The organism is Streptomyces sp. NPDC058663 (assembly GCF_042716745.1).
Classification (GTDB): Bacteria; Actinomycetota; Actinomycetes; order Streptomycetales; family Streptomycetaceae; genus Streptomyces.
This window is the reverse complement of sequence record NZ_JBHXRV010000030.1, coordinates 1-19,632: the sequence shown is the minus strand read 5'-3', so window position 1 is coordinate 19,632 and position 19,632 is coordinate 1. Positions and strand designations below refer to the sequence as shown.

The 19,632-nt window shown below is 72.1% G+C and carries 16 protein-coding genes; 10 read left to right on the top strand and 6 right to left on the bottom strand.

Features of this window, described 5'->3' with window-relative positions; translation table 11 throughout:
• Positions 1-229 precede the first annotated feature (229 nt).
• The gene (locus ACFWVV_RS22065) at positions 230-1,240 is read left to right on the top strand and encodes a hydroxyacid dehydrogenase (protein ID WP_384354428.1); all 1,011 of its coding nucleotides are present in this window, start codon (positions 230-232) and stop codon (positions 1,238-1,240) included.
• Positions 1,241-1,290: 50 nt separating this feature from the next.
• Here the strand turns inward: ACFWVV_RS22065 and ACFWVV_RS22060 are convergent, their stop codons facing one another.
• Genes ACFWVV_RS22060 through ACFWVV_RS22045 form a run of 4 tightly spaced genes read right to left on the bottom strand, consistent with a single transcriptional unit; the run spans position 1,291 to position 4,787 of the window.
• Positions 1,291-1,419, bottom strand: coding sequence for a hypothetical protein (locus tag ACFWVV_RS22060; protein WP_384354429.1), 129 nt, complete (start codon positions 1,417-1,419; stop codon positions 1,291-1,293).
• Positions 1,416-2,582, bottom strand: coding sequence for a hypothetical protein (locus tag ACFWVV_RS22055; protein WP_384354431.1), 1,167 nt, complete (start codon positions 2,580-2,582; stop codon positions 1,416-1,418). Before ACFWVV_RS22055 ends, ACFWVV_RS22060 begins: the two co-directional genes overlap by 4 nt.
• 4 nt (positions 2,583-2,586) lie before the next feature.
• Positions 2,587-3,843 (bottom strand): glucarate dehydratase family protein, encoded by a 1,257-nt coding sequence (locus ACFWVV_RS22050; protein WP_384354433.1) that lies wholly within the window; start codon positions 3,841-3,843, stop codon positions 2,587-2,589.
• Positions 3,843-4,787, bottom strand: a complete 945-nt coding sequence (locus ACFWVV_RS22045) for a 5-dehydro-4-deoxyglucarate dehydratase (RefSeq protein ID WP_384354435.1) — start codon at positions 4,785-4,787, stop codon at positions 3,843-3,845. The genes ACFWVV_RS22050 and ACFWVV_RS22045 overlap by 1 nt, the downstream gene beginning before the upstream one ends.
• 154 nt (positions 4,788-4,941) lie before the next feature.
• Here ACFWVV_RS22045 and ACFWVV_RS22040 point away from each other — a divergent pair, with 154 nt between their 5' ends.
• Positions 4,942-5,760: an IclR family transcriptional regulator gene (locus tag ACFWVV_RS22040; RefSeq protein ID WP_384354437.1), complete on the top strand. Its 819-nt coding sequence runs from the start codon at positions 4,942-4,944 to the stop codon at positions 5,758-5,760.
• Positions 5,761-6,410: 650 nt separating this feature from the next.
• On the opposite strand, the gene ACFWVV_RS22035 is transcribed toward ACFWVV_RS22040, so the two are convergent.
• Both ACFWVV_RS22035 and ACFWVV_RS22030 read right to left on the bottom strand, forming a co-directional pair.
• Positions 6,411-6,839 carry a hypothetical protein gene (locus tag ACFWVV_RS22035; protein ID WP_384354439.1) on the bottom strand — a complete coding sequence of 143 codons (429 nt, stop codon included), beginning with the start codon at positions 6,837-6,839 and terminating at the stop codon, positions 6,411-6,413.
• A gap of 26 nt (positions 6,840-6,865) precedes the next feature.
• Complete coding sequence (locus ACFWVV_RS22030; protein ID WP_384354441.1) at positions 6,866-7,636, bottom strand: helix-turn-helix transcriptional regulator; 771 nt, start codon at positions 7,634-7,636, stop codon at positions 6,866-6,868.
• 237 nt (positions 7,637-7,873) lie between these two features.
• On the opposite strand from ACFWVV_RS22030, the gene ACFWVV_RS22025 reads away from it, so the two are divergent.
• The 8 genes from ACFWVV_RS22025 to ACFWVV_RS21990 form a co-directional block, all read left to right on the top strand.
• Complete coding sequence (locus ACFWVV_RS22025) at positions 7,874-8,635, top strand: methyltransferase domain-containing protein (protein ID WP_384354443.1); 762 nt, start codon at positions 7,874-7,876, stop codon at positions 8,633-8,635.
• A 628-nt stretch (positions 8,636-9,263) separates the two neighbouring features.
• Positions 9,264-10,742: a sugar transferase gene (locus ACFWVV_RS22020; protein WP_384354445.1), complete on the top strand. Its 1,479-nt coding sequence runs from the start codon at positions 9,264-9,266 to the stop codon at positions 10,740-10,742.
• A gap of 73 nt (positions 10,743-10,815) precedes the next feature.
• On the top strand, positions 10,816-12,132 hold the full coding sequence (locus ACFWVV_RS22015; RefSeq protein WP_384354447.1) for a nucleotide sugar dehydrogenase: 1,317 nt from the start codon (positions 10,816-10,818) through the stop codon (positions 12,130-12,132).
• Entirely contained in the window at positions 12,122-13,402 is a 1,281-nt protein-coding gene (locus ACFWVV_RS22010; protein ID WP_384354449.1) for a glycosyltransferase family 4 protein, read from the top strand. The genes ACFWVV_RS22015 and ACFWVV_RS22010 overlap by 11 nt, the downstream gene beginning before the upstream one ends.
• Positions 13,399-14,781 (top strand): polysaccharide biosynthesis protein, encoded by a 1,383-nt coding sequence (locus ACFWVV_RS22005; protein WP_384354451.1) that lies wholly within the window; start codon positions 13,399-13,401, stop codon positions 14,779-14,781. Before ACFWVV_RS22010 ends, ACFWVV_RS22005 begins: the two co-directional genes overlap by 4 nt.
• Positions 14,778-16,325, top strand: a complete 1,548-nt coding sequence (locus ACFWVV_RS22000) for a Wzz/FepE/Etk N-terminal domain-containing protein (RefSeq protein WP_384354453.1) — start codon at positions 14,778-14,780, stop codon at positions 16,323-16,325. Before ACFWVV_RS22005 ends, ACFWVV_RS22000 begins: the two co-directional genes overlap by 4 nt.
• A 3-nt stretch (positions 16,326-16,328) precedes the next feature.
• A complete protein-coding gene (gene asnB, locus ACFWVV_RS21995; protein WP_384354455.1) occupies positions 16,329-18,266 on the top strand; it encodes an asparagine synthase (glutamine-hydrolyzing) in 1,938 nt (645 codons plus the stop codon).
• Between the two features lie 9 nt (positions 18,267-18,275).
• The coding region (locus tag ACFWVV_RS21990; protein ID WP_384422764.1) for a zinc-binding alcohol dehydrogenase at positions 18,276-19,632 on the top strand (1,357 nt) is incomplete at its 3' end.

Sequence of the window (19,632 nt, the reverse complement as noted above, 5' to 3'; positions counted from 1 at the left end):
GATGAATATATGAAGATTCCCGTCGACGACGAGGACAGATCACCAAGTATTCGGGCAATGACATTTCAGTGATCCGATGTATGGTCCCTGCGAACCGCCTGGCCGTAGTGGTCAACAAGCCACGCCGGAACGCGACATCAGGCCGGACGTTTACCCACGCGTCCGACCAGGGGCCGTGGGCCGGGCGGGTCGATCGGCCATCAGTGGACAGGCAGAGGAGAGAACCGACATGAACGAGCCGGCCACCGCACCGACAGCCCTTCTGGTCATGGAGGAGGAACGCCGGGCCGACGTCTATCCGCCCGAGGCGATGGCCGGGATCGACCGGCTGGTCGACCGGCAGGGACCGCCTCTCACCCGGGAACAGCTCGCCGAGGACCCCTCCGTACTGGGAGACGTCGACGTCCTGCTCACCGGGTGGGGCGCGCCCGTACTCGACGCCGCCCTCCTGGGGCATGCCCCTCGGCTGCGGGCCGTCCTCGTCGCGGCGGGATCCGTCCGGCACCTGACCACGCCCGCCTTCTGGGAGCGTGGCATACCGATCGTCTCCGCGGCCGCGGCCAATGCCGTCCCGGTGGCGGAGTACACCCTCGCCCAGGTTCTCCTCGGGCTGAAGCAGGTGCACCGCGTCGCGCGGGACGTGGCGAGCAGCCGCCGGTTCCCGCGCGACATCGCGGTGCCGGGCGCCTACCGGTCGCGGGTGGGCCTGCTGGGGCTCGGGCACATCGGACGGCTCGTCGCGGACCACCTCCGCCGCTTCGAGGTCGACGTCGTCGCCACGGACCCCGTCGCCTCCCCGGAGACGGCCCGGCGGGCGGGCGCGCGGCTCGTGGGCATCGAGGAGCTCTTCGGCACCTGCCACGTCGTCAGCCTCCACGCACCGCTGCTGGCCGAGACCCGCGGCACGGTCGGTGCCCGGCTGCTGAACTCCATGGGCGAGGGCGCGACGCTGATCAACACCGCGCGGGGCGCGCTGGTCGACGAGACGGCCGCGGCGCGGGTGCTGCGGGCCCGGCCCGACCTCACCGCCGTGCTCGATGTCACCCACCCGGAACCCCCGGCCCACGACTCGCCACTCTTCGACCTTCCCAACGTTGTCCTGACGCCCCATATCGGTGGTGCGATGGGCGCCGAACGCCACCGCCTCGGGCTGCTGGTGCTCGACGAACTCCGCCGCCTCACCCAGGGCCTGCCGCTCCAGCACGCCATCAACCCCGCCCACGCCGCTTCCCTGGCCTGACATGGCACTCCGTTGGGGCCGACTTGGGCCGAGGCCCGTCCGGGCCGGCCCTACCGGCCTCGGCCTGCGGCCCGGCGCCGACCGTCCGTGCGGCGCGGGCGACGCCACGGGTTGTCGTCGCGCAGGGCGTCCGGCAGCAACGCGCGCGCCAAGGTGGCGGAATCGGTGTCCTGGGTCATGAGCCGTTCCTTCGTGACGCGTACGCGGCGTTCGTGGCGGCGAGCATGTCCGGCCTGCGGCCGGGGCCCGCCAGCCCGAGGTGGTAGAGGTGCAGCTCGCGGGCACCGGCCGCGGCCAGTTCCGTGACGTACGCCTGCATGTCGGGAACAGGGTCGGCCGACACCGCGGTCACGTAGCTGCCGACGTCCACGGTGGGCGGGAGCTGTCGTCGGGCCTGCGCGACGGCGTCGGAGCCGGCCCGGCCGGGTGTCCAGTTCTGCAGCACCACGGCGTCGGCGTCAGCGGCCGCGTCGGGAGTCAGGCCGGGAAGTGCCCCGGTCGCCCAGGGGTCGAGCGAGCCGTGCAGGACGACCCTGGTGCCGGGCGGGACCGCGGCGAGCACACCGCGCCTGAGCCGGTCGGTGCCCCGCTGCCGGGTGTGCAGGAGCGTGGCCCTCAGCTCGGCGGGCAGCTCGTCCGCGGTGGCGGAGAGATCGGCGCCGTCCACCAGGCGGCGGACTTCGGTCCGCAGGGCGTCGCGGAAGTCTTCGGGTCTCGCACCGGACTCGGCCCAGCCGTCGGCGCAGGCCGTGCAGCAGCACACCGAGAGCAGCCGGGCGGCAGCGGGGGACCAGACGCCGTCGGTCTTCTCGTGCTGGTGCTGGTGGACCGCGCCGAGCCGGCCGCAGGCTTCGAGTACCACCGATGCGAGGTCGAGCCCTTCCAGGCACTGCGCGGTCAGTGTCGCCGCGTAGGCCCGGACCTCCGGCTGCGACGGGCACAGCGCCCAGGGGTAGCTCTCGCCGAAACAGTTGCGTACGGCGTACTGGGGGAACCGCGTGCCCAGCCGGGAGTCGTGGGTGAGCACGAGCCACGCGGCGGCGGGCAGTCCGGCCGCGTTCAGCACGCGGACGGCGTCTCCCGCACTGTCGGGAACCGACGCCCAGCCCGCTGCCGCCGGACGCAGCGCGGCGTCCTGCCAGGCCTCCTGGCGCACCGGGCGGTAGAGCGCCGCGTGCCGGGCGAGGACCGAAGTGCCCGCGGGCGACCAGGGAGTGGCGGCGCGGGCACTGTGGTAGGACACGGCGACGGCCACTTCGTCGACCCCGAGTTCCCGCGCCCTGTCCACGAAACCGGGTGCGTCGATGACGTCCCACGGATAGGCGTAACCGACTACACGCACCGCTTCACCACCGGGCCGGGCGGGGGTCGAACGAGGGGACGAACCTGCGCATGTACGTCACGTCGTCCCGCTTGGTCTGCCCGCACCGGACGTAGTCCTCGTGGGCCCTGGCCAGCGCGTCCCGGTCCAGCTCGATGCCCAGGCCCGGCGTGTCGGGCACGGTCACCGCGCCGTCGCGGAACTCCAGGGCGCCCGGCACGACGACGTCGACGCCGCGCCACGGCCAGTGGGTGTCGCAGGCGTACGTCAAGTGCGGGGTCGCCGCAGCGACATGCACCATCGCCGCGAGGCTGATGCCGAGGTGACTGTTGGAGTGCATCGACAGTCCGACGCCGAAGGCCTCGCAGGTCTTCGACAGCGCCTGGGTGTCGCGCAGACCGCCCCAGAAGTGGTGGTCGGAGAGGACGACACCGACGGCGCCGGCCCGGAACGCCGGCTGGATGTCCTCGAAGCGCACCACGCACATGTTGGTGGCCAGCGGCATGCCCGCCTGCTCGGCGACCTTCGCCATGCCCTCGATGCCCGGGGTCGGGTCCTCCAGGTATTCGAGGACGCCGTCCAGTTCCCGCGCGACCCGGACCGAGGTCTCCACCGTCCAGGCCGCGTTCGGGTCGATGCGCAGCGGGTGGCCGGGGAAGGCGTCGGCCAGCGCGCGGATCGCGTCCGTCTCCTGGCCGGGGTCGAGCACGCCGCCCTTGAGCTTGATCGACCGGAAGCCGTACTGGCCGATCATCCGCTTCGCCTCGCCGACCAGCGCGTCCGGGGTGAGCACCTCGCCCCAGACGTCCTGTTCCGCGTCCAGGTGGGCCCCGTACTTGTAGAAGAGGTACGCGGAGAAGTCGACCGCGTCGCGCGCGCGTCCGCCGAGGAGGTCGACCACCGGGCGGCCCAGTCGGTGCCCCTGGGCGTCCAGGCAGGCGACCTCGAACAGCGAGTAGACGCCGGCGACGGTCTTGCTCACCGAGAAGCCGCCGGTGAGGCCGTGCTCGTCGGAGAAGACGGCCCCGCCCAGTGCCCGCGTCACGGTGCGGCGCAGTGCCGGCAGGTCGAACACGTCGAGGCCGGTCAGTTCCGGCAGCACCTTGTGCACCTGGTCCAGGAAGGCCAGGTCGCCGTAGGACTCGCCCAGACCGACCACTCCGTCCTCGCAGCGCAGTTCGACCACACCGCGCAGCGCGAACGGTTCGTGCACGCCCATCGCGTTGAGCAGCGGCGGATCGCGGAACGCGACCGGGGTCAGGACGGCATCGAGCACCTTCATCAGCGCACCCCGTCCAGTGCGGACAGCAGCGCGTAGCCGTCCTTGACTATCTTCTCCAGGCGGTCGGCCTGTTCCGCCGTGGGCTCGACGAGCGGGGGCCGGACACCACCGACCCTGTCGCCCCGCAGCCGTGCGCCGCTCTTCACCAACGAGACCGCGAAACCGGGGGTTTCGTCCCGCAGCGCCACCAGCGGCACGTAGAACCCCGCCAGCAGCGCGTCGACGGTCTTGTCGTCCCCCGCCGCGAGCGCGCCATGGAAGCGGACCGCGATCTCCGGTGCGAAGCAGTGGACCGCCGACGAATAGCGGGGAACCCCGATCGCCCGGTACGCGCGGGCCGAGACCTCGGCCGTCGGCAGGCCGTTGAAGAACAGGAAGTTCTCGGCCCGTGGGGCCTGCGAGCCCCGGATCGAGGTGACGATCCTGGTCATCAGCTCGACGTCGCCGACACCGTCCTTGAGGCCGGCCACGGACGGGATGTCGAGCAGCGCGACCGCGGATTCCGGGGTGAACGCGCCGTTGGAGCGGTGGTAGACGACGACCGGGACGGTGGTGTCGTGCACCGCGTGACGCACGTGGTCGACGAGGCCCGACGGCGGCCCGGACACGAGGTAAGGAGGCAGGAGGAGAACGCCGTCGGCGTTTCCTTCCTGTGCCGCCGCGACCCCGGCCCGTGCCGTCGCCGCGCCGCCTCCCGCACCCACCCAGACCGGCACCCGGCCGGCGACCACGTCGCGCGCCCTGCGCAGCAGGGCGGCCTGCTCGTCGGCCGCCAGCGCGCTGAACTCGCCTGTCCCGCAGGCGATGAACAGCGCTCCGGCACCGGCTGCGACGTGCCGCTCGACCGTTTCGGAGAAGGCGGCCAGGTCCAGGGCGAGGTCGTCGGTGAAGGGGGTGAGCGGAAACGCGAGCAAACCGTCGAGCTCTGTGTCGGGCAGTGCCATCAACTTGTCGCTCTCTCTCGTTCTTGAAGGGTCATGAGCGCACCACTCACCTTGTTCACGTATATGAACTATATTCATGACTGTGATACATGTTCATGCTTGGGAATGCTGTCCCGGGACGTTAATGTGGTGTGACGTACGTGTCAACGGCTGGATGGAGAAGCGCCCCGTGCCGCAGAAGGTGGGAACCCCGGCAAGCGAGAACGGCGTCGAGCCGGCAGGAGTCAAATCGGCGCGTCGCGCCATCGACCTGCTGGAGACCTTCGCGGCCAACGGTGTCTGGCTGTCACTGTCCGAACTGCAGGCGAGCACCGGTTTCCCCAGGTCGAGCCTGCACGGGCTGCTGCGCACGCTGCTCGACGCCGGGTGGCTGGAGGTCGACTCCACCACCGGGCGATACCGCCTGGGGGTCCGGGCGCTGATCTGTGGCACGGCGTATCTCGATCGCGACCCCGTGGTCCCCTACGCGACGGAGGCGCTCGAACTCGTCCGGGAGAAAACCGGGTTCACCGCGCACTATGCCCGTCGCATCGGCGCGGAGGTGGTGTATCTGGAGACCCGCGAGTCGGTCAGGTCCACGCATCTGGTCTCACGTGTCGGCCGGACCCTGCCCGCGCACGCCACCGCCCTCGGGAAGGCGCTGCTCGCCGAGCTGACGCAGGACGAGATCGAAACCGTACTGCGCGATCCGTTGAGCGCACTGACCCCGAACACGATCACCTCGGTCGAAGCCCTCCAGGCCGAGTGCGCCCTGACCCGCGAGCGCGGTTACGGCGCAGAGACCGAGGAGGGCGGCCTCGGGGTGCGGTGCGTCGCCGCGGCGATCCCGTACCGGATCCCGGCCACCGACGCGATGAGCTGCTCCATGCCCGTCGACCAGGTCACCGACGACGACGTCGAGCGCGTCGGCGACCTGCTCACCCGGGCCACCGCGGAGCTCGGGCAACGCCTGCGCCGCGCGGGAATTCGCTGATCCCGGCGAACGCGGGAATTCGCTGATCCCGGCGGCCCGCCAGCACGCCGCCCGTGCCCCACGGAACGCCCGCAGCAGCTCTCGGCACCAGCAGCTGACCGCATGCAGCACGGCACGGTGGCGGCGGCGCGGGCACCTCTTCCCGAGTCCCAGTTCGAGGAGACCGAGTGCGGCTTCGACGGAGGGGCTGACGAGCCCCGCACCGCGTCCTACGATGTGCCGGCCGAATCGGCGGGCGTGCTCGGCGCACTCCCGGGCCCGTTGTCGGGCGGCCTCCGTGCGGGCCGGCGTAGAGAGCGCGAGGCCCGCAGGTCCAACTGTCCGGTCTCCGCCGCGAGGTGGGCCCCTGCGCCGGCCAGTGCCTGGGCGTCGTCCCAGGACCCGGTGTGGCGAAGGCGCCCACCGTGAACAGCTCCGCGATCTCATGCGCCGAACGCCTCGGCACGGGTCAGGGACAGCCGCGCCGAGAAGGCGCGGGCCTTGAGCAGGTCGGTGACGTCGGCACACAGCCGTGCGTCACGGTGGTTCCCGTACGCGCCCCGGGAGTCTGAGGGATGCGTACCCGCTGGGCCGGCCGGCGGCCCGCACTCTCCTGCGGGCAGGTGCGGGCCGTCGCCGCCGGGTCGGAGTTCCGTGGCAGCCGGTCGGCGTCAGGACGCGAAGCGGTGGTTGCCGGTGAGGGACCACACGGCGGAGATCCGTCCTTCGGTGACCGCGAACATGTCGATGCCGCTCTTGACGACGATGTCCTTGCCATCGGTGTGGCTCTCGCTCCACCGGCAGGCCATCTCACCGCGTTCGGTGTCGACCAGCGGTGCGGCTTCGGCGGCGAACGTCAGGCCGGTGAGGGCTTGGGTGTTGACCGAGATGAACCCGGTCAGTTCGTCCTTGCCGAAGGTGTGGGCGGAGCCCTTGCCGTCGAAGTCGTCCGCGAAGTACAGCCGGAAGCCGGGGGCGAGGATCTTCTCGGCGAGGGCGACCTCTCCGTTCCAGAGCGCCGCCCAGCTCTCCACCAGCCGGGTGCCGGCGTCCCGGGTCAGGGGCGCGTTGTCGGTGAGGGGGATCGTCGTCTCAGACATGGGTGCCTTCCAGGGTCGGTACGTGGTCACCCACCCTCCGGGCCGGGGGCGACACCCCCCTGTCGGTGTTTGGGCCTCCCTGCGGCGGCTCGAGCGAAACCGTAGAGCTCGTCGAGCGGTACGAGATCGCCGCCGTAGGCATCCAGGGCGGAAAGGTCCGCCGGGCGTGGTTCCGCGGTCTCCTCCAGTGCCCGCGCCTCATGGATGCGGTCGAGGCGGAAGGCCCGCACGGCGGAGCGCAGCCGGCACCAGCCGACGAGATGCCAGGGGTCGCCTTCGATGAGGCCCAGGGGTTCGACGGTGCGGTCGGTGACCTCTCCCTGCTCGTCGGCGAAGCGCAGGTGCAGCACTCGGCGGGCGGAGAGCGCCTCGCACAGGGTGTGCGGGAGCGCGGACGGCGGGTCGGGGGGTCCGGCCAGCCGTATCCGGGCGGCGAGTTCGCCCGCTGCCTGGCGTTCGCGCTGCGGCATGACGGCGCACACCTTGCGCAGTGCCGCGTGGGCGTCCGCCGCGAACGGTGTCCCGGAGAGCCGGTGCAGAGCGACGGCCAGCGATGCCGCCTCGGCAGGGGTGAGGGTCAGGGGCGGCAGGGTGTGGTCCTTGTCCACCACGTACCCGCCGCTGCGGCCCGGTTCGGCGTAGAGCGGCACACCGGACTGCTGCAGGGCGCTGAGGTCGCGCTCGACGGTGCGGGTGCTGACGCCGAAGCGCGTCGCGAGCCAGCGGGCGCTGCGCGGCCGGGGCGAGACCGCCCGTAACTCCTCCACCAGTGCGTACAGACGCTCGGTACGGTTCACAGCCAAGGACCGTAGCCGATGGCCCGGGCGGGGTGAACCACCGGAGCAGCACCGAGGAGCACGCGGACACGGCCGCGGACGCGGTCCGCACCTGGCTCGGCTCCCCCGCCCAAGGGCAGCCGGAGAGGCCCCGGCGGCCTCGTAACGAAATCGGCGTCCCACTGCGCCCCGGCATCCGCGTACCTATGCTGACGCCGACGCTGGAGACGACCTGGGGGGTCATTCCTGATGAGGGCAATGAGCAGGGGAACGTCCGTGGTGAAGACGGGAGTCAAGCGGCTCCTGGGACGTACGGGGTTCGACATCGTGCGCAGCACCAACAACCGTGCGGGCGTGGACGACTTCCTTCCGTTCGAGGCCACGATGCGGGCCGCCCGGGCGGCCGGCCTGTCGGTGGGTGACCACATCGACGAGGTGATGAACGGGACGCCGGGGGCCACGCAGTCCACCATCGACAAGCTGAGCGCTCTGGGTGTCTACGCCGGCCGGCCGCGGACGGTGCTGGAGATCGGCCCCGGGTCCGGGCGGTACCTGGAGAAGACGCTGAAGGAGTGTGCGCCGGAGCGCTACGAGATCTACGAGACGGCGGCGCCGTGGGCCGGCTACCTGGTGGACACCTACGGCGTGGTGGCCAGGCCGACCGCGGGGGCCAGTCTCGCCCCGACTCCCGACGCCAGCATCGACCTCGTACAGGCACACAAGGTCTTCAACACCGTGACCTTCCTCTGCGCCTGCCGCTACTTCTTGGAGATGGCACGTGTCGTGCGGCCCGGCGGCCGGATCGTCTTCGATGTCATGACGGAGAACTGCCTGGCCCCGGAAGCGGTACGGGCCTGGGCGACGCAGGGCGGTCCGGGTCACGGTTCCTACCCCGCCGCCATGCCGCGCCGGACCGTCGAGGACCTCTTCGAGACGCTCGGCTGCTCCCTGGAGGCCGGCTTCACGGCCCCGATGGGCGTCGCCTCCACCGAGGTGCTCGTCTTCGCCAAGGAGGAGTGATCCCCGGGGCGGTGAAGTGGTCCCCGAAGGGGCCTGCGGGCGTGCCTCCCAGGGGGGTGCCGCACGGCCAACCGGCCGGAAATCGCGGGTGCGGCGACGTGATCCGTGTCCCGTACCCGCAGGTCCTCGACGACTGGTGCACCCACCCTCAAAGGTTGGTCACGAATTTCACACATCCCCTCTTCATCCTCGTCCCCATGGTCTAGATTGACCCTGCTTCGGCTGTTGAGGCAGGAAGCGACCAGTTAATGATCAATAGGTCCGGCGCCACGGACTGCCGTACATCGCGTCATCGGCGTCAGACTTCGGGGGGAATCGATTCTTGGATCCCGTCAGGGATTCTCGGCAGCAGAACCGCACACGGAGCCGGCGTTTCCACGGGCCCCCGCGTACCTCGGGACCCGTGCAGTGCCTCCGGGTCCGCTGTCGCCGGGGTGGATTGTTCCCCTAGCGCTGAAGTGGTGCGAGCACGCGTACGGGGAGGCGCGGAGCCCTCTTCGTACGGGAGAACAGCGCGGCGCGGGGGCCGGGGGGCCACCCGTGGGGAGGGCCGGGGCCGGGGGGCTTCCGGAGGGGGAGGACCAGTGCTGGGCGCACGCGTCGAACCGCTGTCGACCTGGGGGGATCCGTGCAACAGGGGGATTTAGTCAGCCCGTTTGCGTCGGCGCACAGACGCCTGGCGAACGGGACCATCAGCAGACCGGCGACCGACTGGGAGCAGCGGTACCGCCGGACCGTGATCGCCAGCGACACCGTGGCCACCGCCACCGTCACCATGGCGATCGGCAACTTCTTCGGAGCCAGGGACGCGGCCGACTGGCACGAGAAATGGGTGATTCTCGCCTTCGGCACCGAGCTCCTGGTGCTGGGAGCGCTCGCGGTGGGCCGCTCGTGGGCGCCTGTCGTACTCGGCCAGGGGGCCGAGGAGTTCCGGCGGCTCGGCCGGTCACTGTTCGCGGCGACCGTCGTCCTGGCGCTCGGAGGGATCGCCCTCACCTCGCGCAACATCAAGCTCTGGATCTTCGTCGCGATCCCCGCGATCGCGCTCGTCACCATGACTGCGCGCTACCTGCTGCGCCTGTGGCTGCACAAGCAGCGCAAGGAAGGCCGCTGTCTGCGTCCGGTGCTCGCCGCCGGGAGCCCGGCCACCGTGCGCGACCTGATCTCCCGGACCCGCAGGTTCCCGCACCTCGGCTGGCGGGTGGACGCGGTGTGCACCACGGACGGTCTCGGGCTCGAAGGCGCCCACCTCGACGGGGTGCCGGTCGTCGGCCGGCTTGCGGACGTCGCGGGCCACGTCCGGCGGGACGGCTACCGGGTCGTCGCGGTCACCCCGGACGCGCACTGGTCGCCCGACCGGCTGCAGCGGCTGGCCTGGAACCTCGAAGGCAGCGACGCCGAGATGATCGTGGCGCCCGTGCTGATGGAGGTGGCGGGTCCGCGGCTGCACATCGACGCGGTGCTCGGGATTCCGCTGCTGCGGGTCAGCATGCCGGCCTTCACCGGCGGCCACCGGGTCGTCAAGGAGGTCGTCGACCGGACGGGTGCGGCGATCCTGCTGCTGCTGTTCGCGCCGCTGATGGTCGTCGTCGCGCTGCTCGTCCTGGCGGACAGCCGGGGCGGGGCGGTCTACCGCCAGCGCAGGGTCGGCAAGGGCGGCCACGAGTTCACCATCTTCAAGTTCCGCACCATGGTCACCGGGGCCCACGGGGAGCGCGCCGGTCTGGCAGGCCGCAACGAGGGCGCGGGGTTGCTGTTCAAGCTCCGCCGCGATCCGCGGGTGACCCGGGTGGGAGCGGTGCTGCGCCGCTATTCGCTCGATGAACTCCCGCAGCTCTTCAACGTACTCGGCGGCTCGATGTCGCTCGTGGGGCCGCGGCCCCCGCTGCCGGAGGAGTCCGCCGCGTACGGCCCGGACATCCGCCGGCGGCTGCTGGTCAAGCCCGGGCTCACCGGCCTGTGGCAGATCAGCGGCCGCAGCGACCTGCCCTGGGAGGAGGCGGTCCGCCTCGACCTGCGGTACGTGGAGGACTGGTCGCTCGCGCTGGACGCGGTGATCTTGTGGAAGACCCTGCGTGCGGTGCTGCACGGGCACGGGGCGTACTGATGCGCACAGTCCGCCGGACGCCCGGCGTGGGGCTCACAGGCCGGGAAGGCCTGCCCGAGGGGACGGAGGGGTCATGAGGATCAGCGTTTTCGGGCTCGGCTATGTGGGCTGCGTTTCGGCCGCGTGCCTGGCCAGCATGGGTCACGAGGTCATCGGAGTGGATGTGAACCAGGTGAAGGTCGACCTGGTCAACGACGGCAGGGCCCCGGTGGTCGAGGAACGGATCGGTGAGCTCATCGCCGAGGTCGTGCGGACGGGAGCCCTGCGCGCCACTGCCGACGTCCGCGAGGCGGTCGTCGGCAGCGAGGTGTCGCTGGTCTGCGTGGGTACGCCCTCGGAGCCCAACGGCAGTCTGTGCACCACGTATCTGGAGCGGGTCACCGAGCAGATCGGTGCGGTACTGGCCGGGCGGGACGGGCGGCACACCGTCGTGTTCCGCAGCACCATGCTCCCCGGCACCTGCCTGAACCTGCTGGTGCCGATCCTGGAGAAGGCCGTCGGCGGTACCGCGGGGGTGGACTTCGGCGTCGCGGTCAACCCGGAGTTCCTGCGCGAGGGCACGAGCGTGCGGGACTTCTTCGACCCGCCCAAGACCGTCGTCGGCGAGTTCGACCGGGCGAGCGGCGACGTGGTGGCGGCGCTCTACGAGGCCCTGCCCGGCGAGGTGTTCCTGGTACCCGTCCCGACGGCCGAGGCGATCAAGTACGCGGACAACGCCTTCCACGGACTCAAGATCGGGTTCGCCAACGAGCTCGGCGCGGTGTGCCAGGCGCTCGGCGTGGACTCCCACCAGGTGATGGACGTGTTCCTGGCCGACCGCAAGCTGAACATCAGCCCCGCCTATCTGCGGCCCGGCTTCGCCTTCGGCGGCTCCTGCCTGCCCAAGGACCTGCGCAGCCTGGTCCACGCGGCCCAGCGGGCCGACGTCTCGGTGCCCATCCTCGCGCACGTACTGCCCTCCAACTCCGCGCACTTGCAGCGCGCGGTGGAGCTGGTCGAGCGCACCGGCAAGCGCCGGGTGGGCCTGTTCGGTCTCTCCTTCAAGCCCGGCACCGACGACCTGCGCGAGAGCCCGCTGGTGGAGCTGGCGGAGACGCTCTTCGGCAAGGGGTACGACCTGAAGATCCACGACGCCCATGTGAGCCTGTCCCGGCTGATGGGGGCGAACCGCGAGTACATCGAGACCCGGCTGCCGCACCTCGCGCAGCTGCTCGCGGACTCCGTCGACGAGGTGCTGGAGCACGCCGAGGTGTGCCTGGTGGGAACCAGGGACCCTGCGGTGCTCTCGGCACTCCCCCACGGCGGGAAACCGCTGATCGTCGACCTCATCCACCTTCCCGACGCCGACGCGCGCCGGACCGAACCGGGGTACGTGGGCCTTGCTTGGTGACACCTCGTCCCAGGACGTGAACAGCGGCGGCCGGCCCGGCAGGCGCGCGCTGATCCTGGTGGAGAACCTGTCGGTGCCCTTCGACCGGCGGGTGTGGCAGGAGTGCACGACCCTGCGCGACGCGGGCTGGGAGGTGCACGTCATCTGCCCCCGGGGAAGCAAGCGGGACACGGAACCGGAGGCGGTGATCGACGGGGTGCACATCCACCGCTACCCGTTGCGCGCGGCCACCGGCGGGCCGGCCGGCTACCTGCGGGAGTACGGCACGGCGCTGTGGCACACGGCGCGGCTGGCCCGCAGGGTCGGACCGGTCGACGTGGTCCACGCCTGCAACCCGCCCGACCTGCTGTTCCTGCCCGCCCTGTGGCTGAAGCGGCATGGCACCCGGTTCGTCTTCGACCAGCACGACCTGGTGCCCGAGCTGTACCTCTCCCGGTTCGGCCGCGGTGAGGACCTGCTCTACCGCGGGGTGTGCGCGCTGGAGAGGCTCACCTACCGGGCTGCCGACATCGTGCTCGCCACCAACGAGAGTTACCGGGACGTCGCGGTGCGGCGCGGTGGCATGCGCCCTGCGGACGTCTTCGTGGTGCGCAGCGCGCCCGCGACCGACCGGTTCCGACCGGTGCCGCCCGAGCCGGAGTTGAAGCGTGGCAAGCCCCATCTGCTGTGCTACCTCGGTGTGATGGGGCCCCAGGACGGTGTCGACTACGCGCTGCGGGCCCTCGCGCGGCTGCGCGACGAGCTCGGGAGGACCGACTGGCACGCGGTGTTCGTCGGCTCCGGTGACGCGTTCGACGCGATGGTGGAGCTGTCCGGGGAGCTCGGGCTCACCGGGCAGGTGGAGTTCACCGGGCGGATTCCGGACGACGGCCTGGTGCGGTACCTGTCCACGGCGGACGTGTGCCTCTCCCCCGACCCGCGCAATCCGCTCAACGACGTGTCGACGATGAACAAGGTCCTGGAGTACATGGCGATGGGCCGGCCCGTCGTCTCCTTCGACCTCCGGGAGGCACGGGTCTCCGCCGGTGACGCCGCTCTCTACGCGCCCGCCAACGACGAGGCCGCGTTCGCGAAGCTGATCGCGCTGCTCCTCGACGATCCGCAACGGCGGGCCCGGATGGGCAGGGCCGGCCAGGAGCGGATCAACGGTGAGCTCTCCTGGCAAAACTCCCAGGCGTCGCTGCTCGCCGCCTACGCCGCCGCGTGCCGCGACCGCGCTCCGGTGCCGAAGAGCCGTCGGACACGGGCCCCGGGGAGGCCGCGCCCTTGAGCGAGGACACGATACGTCTGGCCACGGTCGGGCGGATTCTCCGCATGCGGTGGCGGCTGCTGGCGGTTCTCACCGTCGTGGGAGCGCTCGTCGGCCACGGCGTCTCGGTGGTGTTGTTCCCGCCGCGCTACACCGCCTCGGCGTCGATCCTGCTGCCGGGGCAGTGGGAGCAGCGCGAGCTGCTGACACAGGTGGACATCGCGACCAGTTCGTCGGTGGTCGACCGGGTGGCCGCCGAGCTCCGCTGGGAGGGGGTCGACGGTGAGGCGCTGCGCGAGCAGGTGAGCGCCAAGGCCGCCGACGGGAACATCATCGCGCTCCTGGGAACGGCCGGGACCCCGGAGCGGGCACAGCGGCTCGCCGATCAACTGGCCCAGCAGTTCGTCGCGTTCGCGGTACGGATCGCGGGGGGCAGCACCGAGGCGCCCTCCGGGCTCGACGCGCTGCGGCAGCGGGTGGAGGAGACCAACCGCCGCATCACCGACCTGGCCGGCGGGGCCGGACAGGGGCAGACGGTGGAGAGCGTGCAGGCCCGCACCGCACTGGAAAAACTGCGTACGTCGCTGGAAGAGGCCATGACGAAGCTGGAGGAGGCCGGCCCTGCGAACGACAGGGTCGCCATGGTCGTCATGGGACCGGCCGCCCGGCCGACCGGTGAGACGCCGCCGACGCGGGGGCAGCTCGTCGCGGCCGGGGCGCTGCTCTTCTTCCTGCTCACGGTCGTCGGGCATCTCACCGCCGCCCGGGTCGACCGCCGGCTGCGTACCGGACCGGAGGCCGCCGCGGCGCTGGGCACGGCGCTCCTGGGCACTGTCGACGTGCCGGAGGAGCAGGGCGCGCTCCGGCCGGAGAGTTCCGGGAAGCGGGCCCGGATCAAGCGGCTGCTCGGCGTCGACACCCGGTGGGACGTGCCCGGTCCGTGGAGCTCCGGCGACGAGGCCGGCCGCAGGCTCCGCCTCCAGCGGGTGTGCTCCCGTCTCCGGGACCTGGTCCCGGACGCCGGGCGGCTGCTGGTCGTCGTACCGGGCGGGGACGAGGCCGCCCGCCGGGCAGCGGGACAGCTCGTCACCGGAGCCGACGGCTCCGTGCGAGGGGGGTTGCCCGGACTGCGGGTGGTGGAGGTCGCGGTGGACCGGCCGCTGGTGCCGGACCGCGACTCCGAGTCGGGTGCCCTGGTCGTCCTCAGTGCGGGCAGCTGGAGCGCCGACGAGCTCACCGGCATCGCCGGAGCGTGTGCGGACGGCGGGCACGAGGTCGTGGGCGTCGTCGTCGCCGGCCCGGTCCGGGCCCCTGCGGCCCAGCCGGCCGGCACTCCCCCGGGCGACGACGGCAAGCCGGCGCTCACGGTCGGCAGCCACGCGGCGGGAGGTACGGCGTGACGACGCGCACGACGGAGGAACCGCCGGCGGCCGTACCGCTCTTCGACCTCCAGGCGCTGCTGGTGGCGGTGCGCAGGCGTCGCCGCCTGTGGTACTCCACGGCCCTCCTGGGGCTGCTGGCAGGTGCCGCGCTCGCGGTCCTGATGCCGAAGCCGCCGACCGCGACGACCACGGTCCTCGTGGCGCACCGGGAGGACCAGCCGAACGACACCGGGACGCTGATCCGTACCGACGTCGAGCTCCTGGGGACCACCCGGATCGCGGATGCGGCCCTGAAGGCGCTCGGCTCCGCGGAGAAGCCGGAGGACTTCCTCAAGGACTACCTGGGTACCGGCCTGACCAACAACCTGCTCCGGATCGAGGTGACGGGCAGCAGCGACGTGGAGGCGGTGGCGCGGGCGAAGGCGCTGGCCGAGGCGTTCGTCGCGGACCACGTGCGGCGGATGCGGGAGTCGGCGGACGCCGAGGCGGACGCCCTGCTCGCACAGCGGGACCGCATGCGGGAGGAGCTCGCCCGGGTCAACAAGTCGATCGCGGGCCGGCCGCCGCGGACCGATCCGGAGGACTCTGCGGAGGTGGAGACCCTCTACGCCCGCCGGGCCGAACTCACTTCGCGCATCGCCGACTTCGACCAGCGCGCCGCCGAGGCGCGCACCGGCAGGCCCGCGGTCGTCGCCGGGACGCAGGTCGTCGACGCCGCGCGCCCGGTGCGCCACTCCGTGCCCAGGGCCGCTCTCACCCACGCCGGCATCGGACTCGCCCTCGGGCTGTTCCTGGGGCTCGCGCTGGCCGCGGTCGGCGCGGTGGTGGCGGACCGCCCCGTACTGCGCCGGGACATCGCGGCGAACCTGGGCGCCTCGGTCCTCGCCGAGCTGCCCCGCGGGCCCGGCTTGTGGCGGCGACGCAGGAAGCGGGCGGCACGGGCCCGCCTGACCGCGACGCTCGCCCGTACCGTACGCGGCTCCGCCGAACCGGTGGCGCTGCTGGAACTCGGCTGCGCCCGCAGCACGGGCGAGCTCGCCCTCGGCCTCGCCGGGGCACTGGCGGCGGAGGGGCCGGTGACCGTCGTCGACGGACTGCCCGGCCGGCAGCTCGCGGGCCGCAGGCCGAAGCCGGGCGACCCGGCGGTGGTCGACGGTACGAGCACCCCCGCCCCGGCGCGGGAGGGACTGTGGATCGGTGCCGGCTCGGTGGCGCCCGGCACGGCGTGGACCGACCTGCGCCACCTGGGCTCCCGGGCCGTGCTCGTGGTGCGGGCCGGGCACGGCAGCGCCGCATGGCTGCACACCGTGGCACGGCAGCTCGCCGACCAGCGCATTGCGGTGATCGGTGTGGTGCTGATCGACCCCGACCCGGGCGACAGGACGGACGGCACGCTGTGGGACGGGGCGCACTTGGCGCCGCGCGGCAGGAACAAGCGGCCGTCCCGGCTGAACGGGACGAGCCCGCACCGGACGGAGCGTCGGCAGGACCGGACCGCGCGGGTCCCGGACGCACGGGCCCCGGGCACACAGGTCCCGGACAACGAGCAGGAGGTGCGGTAGGACATGTGCGGCATAGCGGGTACATACCGGTGGCCGGACGGGAAGGCCGTGACCGACCGGCTCACCGACACCCTCGCGCATCGCGGGCCGGACGGAGCGGGCCGGTACGGGCACTCCTTCGATGCCGGCGAAGTACAGCTCGGGCACCGCCGGTTGTCGGTCGTCGACCTGTCGGAGACCGGCGCCCAGCCGATGGTCTCCGGCGGTCTCGCCCTCACGTACAACGGCGAGCTGTACAACGCGCCCGAGCTGCGCGCCGAACTGGCCGGCGCCGGGGTGCGCTTTCGCGGTACCTCCGACACCGAGGTGCTCCTGGAGGCCTGGCGGCGCTGGGGCACCGACTGCCTGCCCCGGCTGCGCGGCATGTTCGCGTTCGGGATCTTCGACGAGCGAACCGGCGAACTGGTCCTGGCGCGCGACCAGTTGGGCGTCAAGCCACTGTTCCTGATCCGGCGCGGCGAGGGGCTGGTGTTCGCCTCCGAGCTCAAGGCGCTCTCCGCCGCCACCGGGGAGCCGCTCCAGGTGGACCATGCGGCGCTGGTGGCCTCGCTCCTCTACTACTGGGTGCCGGACTCACGGTGCGCGTTCCGTGAGGCGGAGAAACTGCCGCCCGGGAGCTGGCTGCGGTGCCGGCCGGACGGCCGGGTGGAGCGGGGCCGTTACTGGCAGCTGAAGGACGTGGCGGCCGAGGGCCGGGAGCGGGCCCTCAGCGGAGAAGTGCCGGACCTGGCCGCCGTGGTGGAGGATTCCACCCGCCGCCACCTGCTCTCCGACGTCCCCGTGGCGACGTTCCTCTCCGGCGGTCTCGACTCCAGTTATCTGACCGCGCTGGCGGCCCGGGACCGGCCGGGAATCTCCGCCTACACGATCGGGTTCCGCGCCGAGGACGCCAGGTTCGAGGCGATGCCGGACGACCTGCGCCACGCCCGGCAGGTGGCGGCGCGCTTCGGCGTCGACCTGCACGAGATCGAGATCGCCCCGGACGTCCTGGACCTGCTGCCGCAGATGACGTACCACCTGGACGAGCCGATCGGCGACCCCGCGGCCATCAACACCTTCCTGATCTGTCAGGCGGCCCGGGAGGCCGGGGTCAAGGTGATGCTGTCGGGGATGGGCGCCGACGAGCTGTTCGCCGGGTACCGCAAGCACCTGGCCAATCTGCTGGCCCTGCGCTACCAGCGCGTCCCGCGCCCGCTGCGGCGGGGCGTGTCGGGGGTCGTGGACCGGCTGCCGGTCGCCACGTCGCGCAGGGGGCTGCGGTCGGTGCGCTTCGCGAAGCGGTTCCTGTCCTTCGCCGAACTGCCGCAGGAGACGGCGTTCCGGCGCAGTTACACCATGTACGACCGGCAGGAACTGCTCGCCCTGATCAACCCGGACCTGGCGGTCACGGTCGACGACGTGCTGACCGAGCACGCCGACGTCTACGAGGACAACGACCTCGACGACTTCGTCAACCGCATGTGTCTGGCCGATGCCCGGATGTTCCTGCCGGGCCTGAACCTCGCCTACACGGACCGCGCCAGCATGGCGGCGTCGACCGAGGTGCGGGTCCCGTACGTGGACGTCGAGGTGGTGAGGGCGGCGTTCGCGGTGCCCGGGAGCCGCAAGATCGCCGGGCGGCAGGGCAAGGCCGTCCTCAAGGAGGCGGCCTCCTCGGTCCTGCCCCGGGAGATCGTGTACCGGCCCAAGGGCCTGTTCAGCGCGCCGCTGCGGGCCTGGATGAGCCGGGACCTGGCGCCGCTGGTGCGCGAGGTGGTGAACGACGGGGTGCTGGTGCGTTCGGGATTCCTGCGGCGCGACGCGCTGGCGCGGATGGTCGCCCAGGACGCCGCCGGGCAGCGGGACTTCTCCAAGCATCTGTGGCACGTACTGACCCTTGAGTACTGGTACCGCGACGCGACCTCCGGTCGGAGCACGCGGACAACGGCGCGGGAAATCTGAGGAGTTCGGGTGAAGCAGGTTGTACAGAACTACAAGAGCGGCGAGCTGGCCGTGCTCGACGTGCCGGAACCGGCGTGCAAGCCGGGCGGGGTGCTGGTCCGCAGCGCCTTCTCGCTGATCTCCACGGGGACCGAGCTGATGAAGGTGTCCGAGGCCGGGATGTCGATGCTGGGCAAGGCCCGCTCCCGCCCCGACCAGGTGGCCAAGGTGGTGCAGAGCGTGGCCGCCGGCGGGGTGCCCGCCACGTACCGCAAGGTGATGGGCAAGCTGGACTCGTACACGCCGCTGGGCTATTCGCTGTGCGGGGTGGTCGAGCAGGCCGGCGCCGGGGTCGACGACGTCAAGGCCGGCGACCTGGTGGCCTGCGCGGGCAACGAGCACGCACTGCACGCCGAGCTGAACTGGGTGCCGAAGAACCTCTACGCCCCGGTGCCCGACGGCCTCGCCCCCCGGCACGCGGCCTTCGCCACCGTGGGGTCGATCGCGCTGCAGGGCGTGCGCCAGGGCGGACCGCAGCTCGGCGAGGTGGCACTGGTCGTCGGCCTCGGGCTGGTCGGGCAATTGGTGGTGCAGCTCCTGACCGCGTCGGGCGTACGGGTCGTGGGGGCCGATCCCGACCCGGTGCGCTGTGCGCTCGCCGAGCGGCTGGGCGCCGCTGCCTGCGGCGATCCCGGGTCCTCGACCGTGGAGGCCGCCGTCGCCGAGCTCACCGGCGGGCACGGCGCCGATCAGGTGTACCTGGCGGCGGGCGGCGACAGCAACCAGCCCGTCGAACTGGCCGCCCGGCTGAGCCGGGACCGGGGCCGGGTCGTCGACATCGGCAAGTGCAGGCTGGACCTGCCGTGGAACGCGTACTACGAGAAGGAGCTCGACGTCCGGTTCTCCCGCAGTTACGGCCCCGGGCGCTACGACCCGGAGTACGAGCTCCAGGGGCGGGACTATCCGATCGGCTACGTGCGCTGGACGGAGCGCCGCAACCTTGCGTGCTTCCTGGACCTCGCCGCCCGCGGCAGCGTCGACGTGGAGCCGCTCATCTCCCACATCGCCGATTTCGACGACGCGGCCGAGACCTACCGGCGTCTGAAGGAGGGTGAGCTGAAGGCCGTCGCGGTGCTGTTCCAGTACCCCGCACCCACGGCGGAGGCCAAGGCCCCTGCGGTGGCCGTGCCCACCGTGCGCCGCGGCGGCACGGCGCCGGCCGCGGGCAGGCCCGCGGGTACGCCGGTGCGCCTGGCGTTCGTCGGCGCCGGGAACTACGCGACGTCGATGCTGCTCCCCCATCTGACCCGGCGCGAAGGCGTCGAGCTGTCGACGGTCGTCACCACGTCGTCGCGCTTGAGCCGCGCCGCGTGCGCGAGGCCGACCG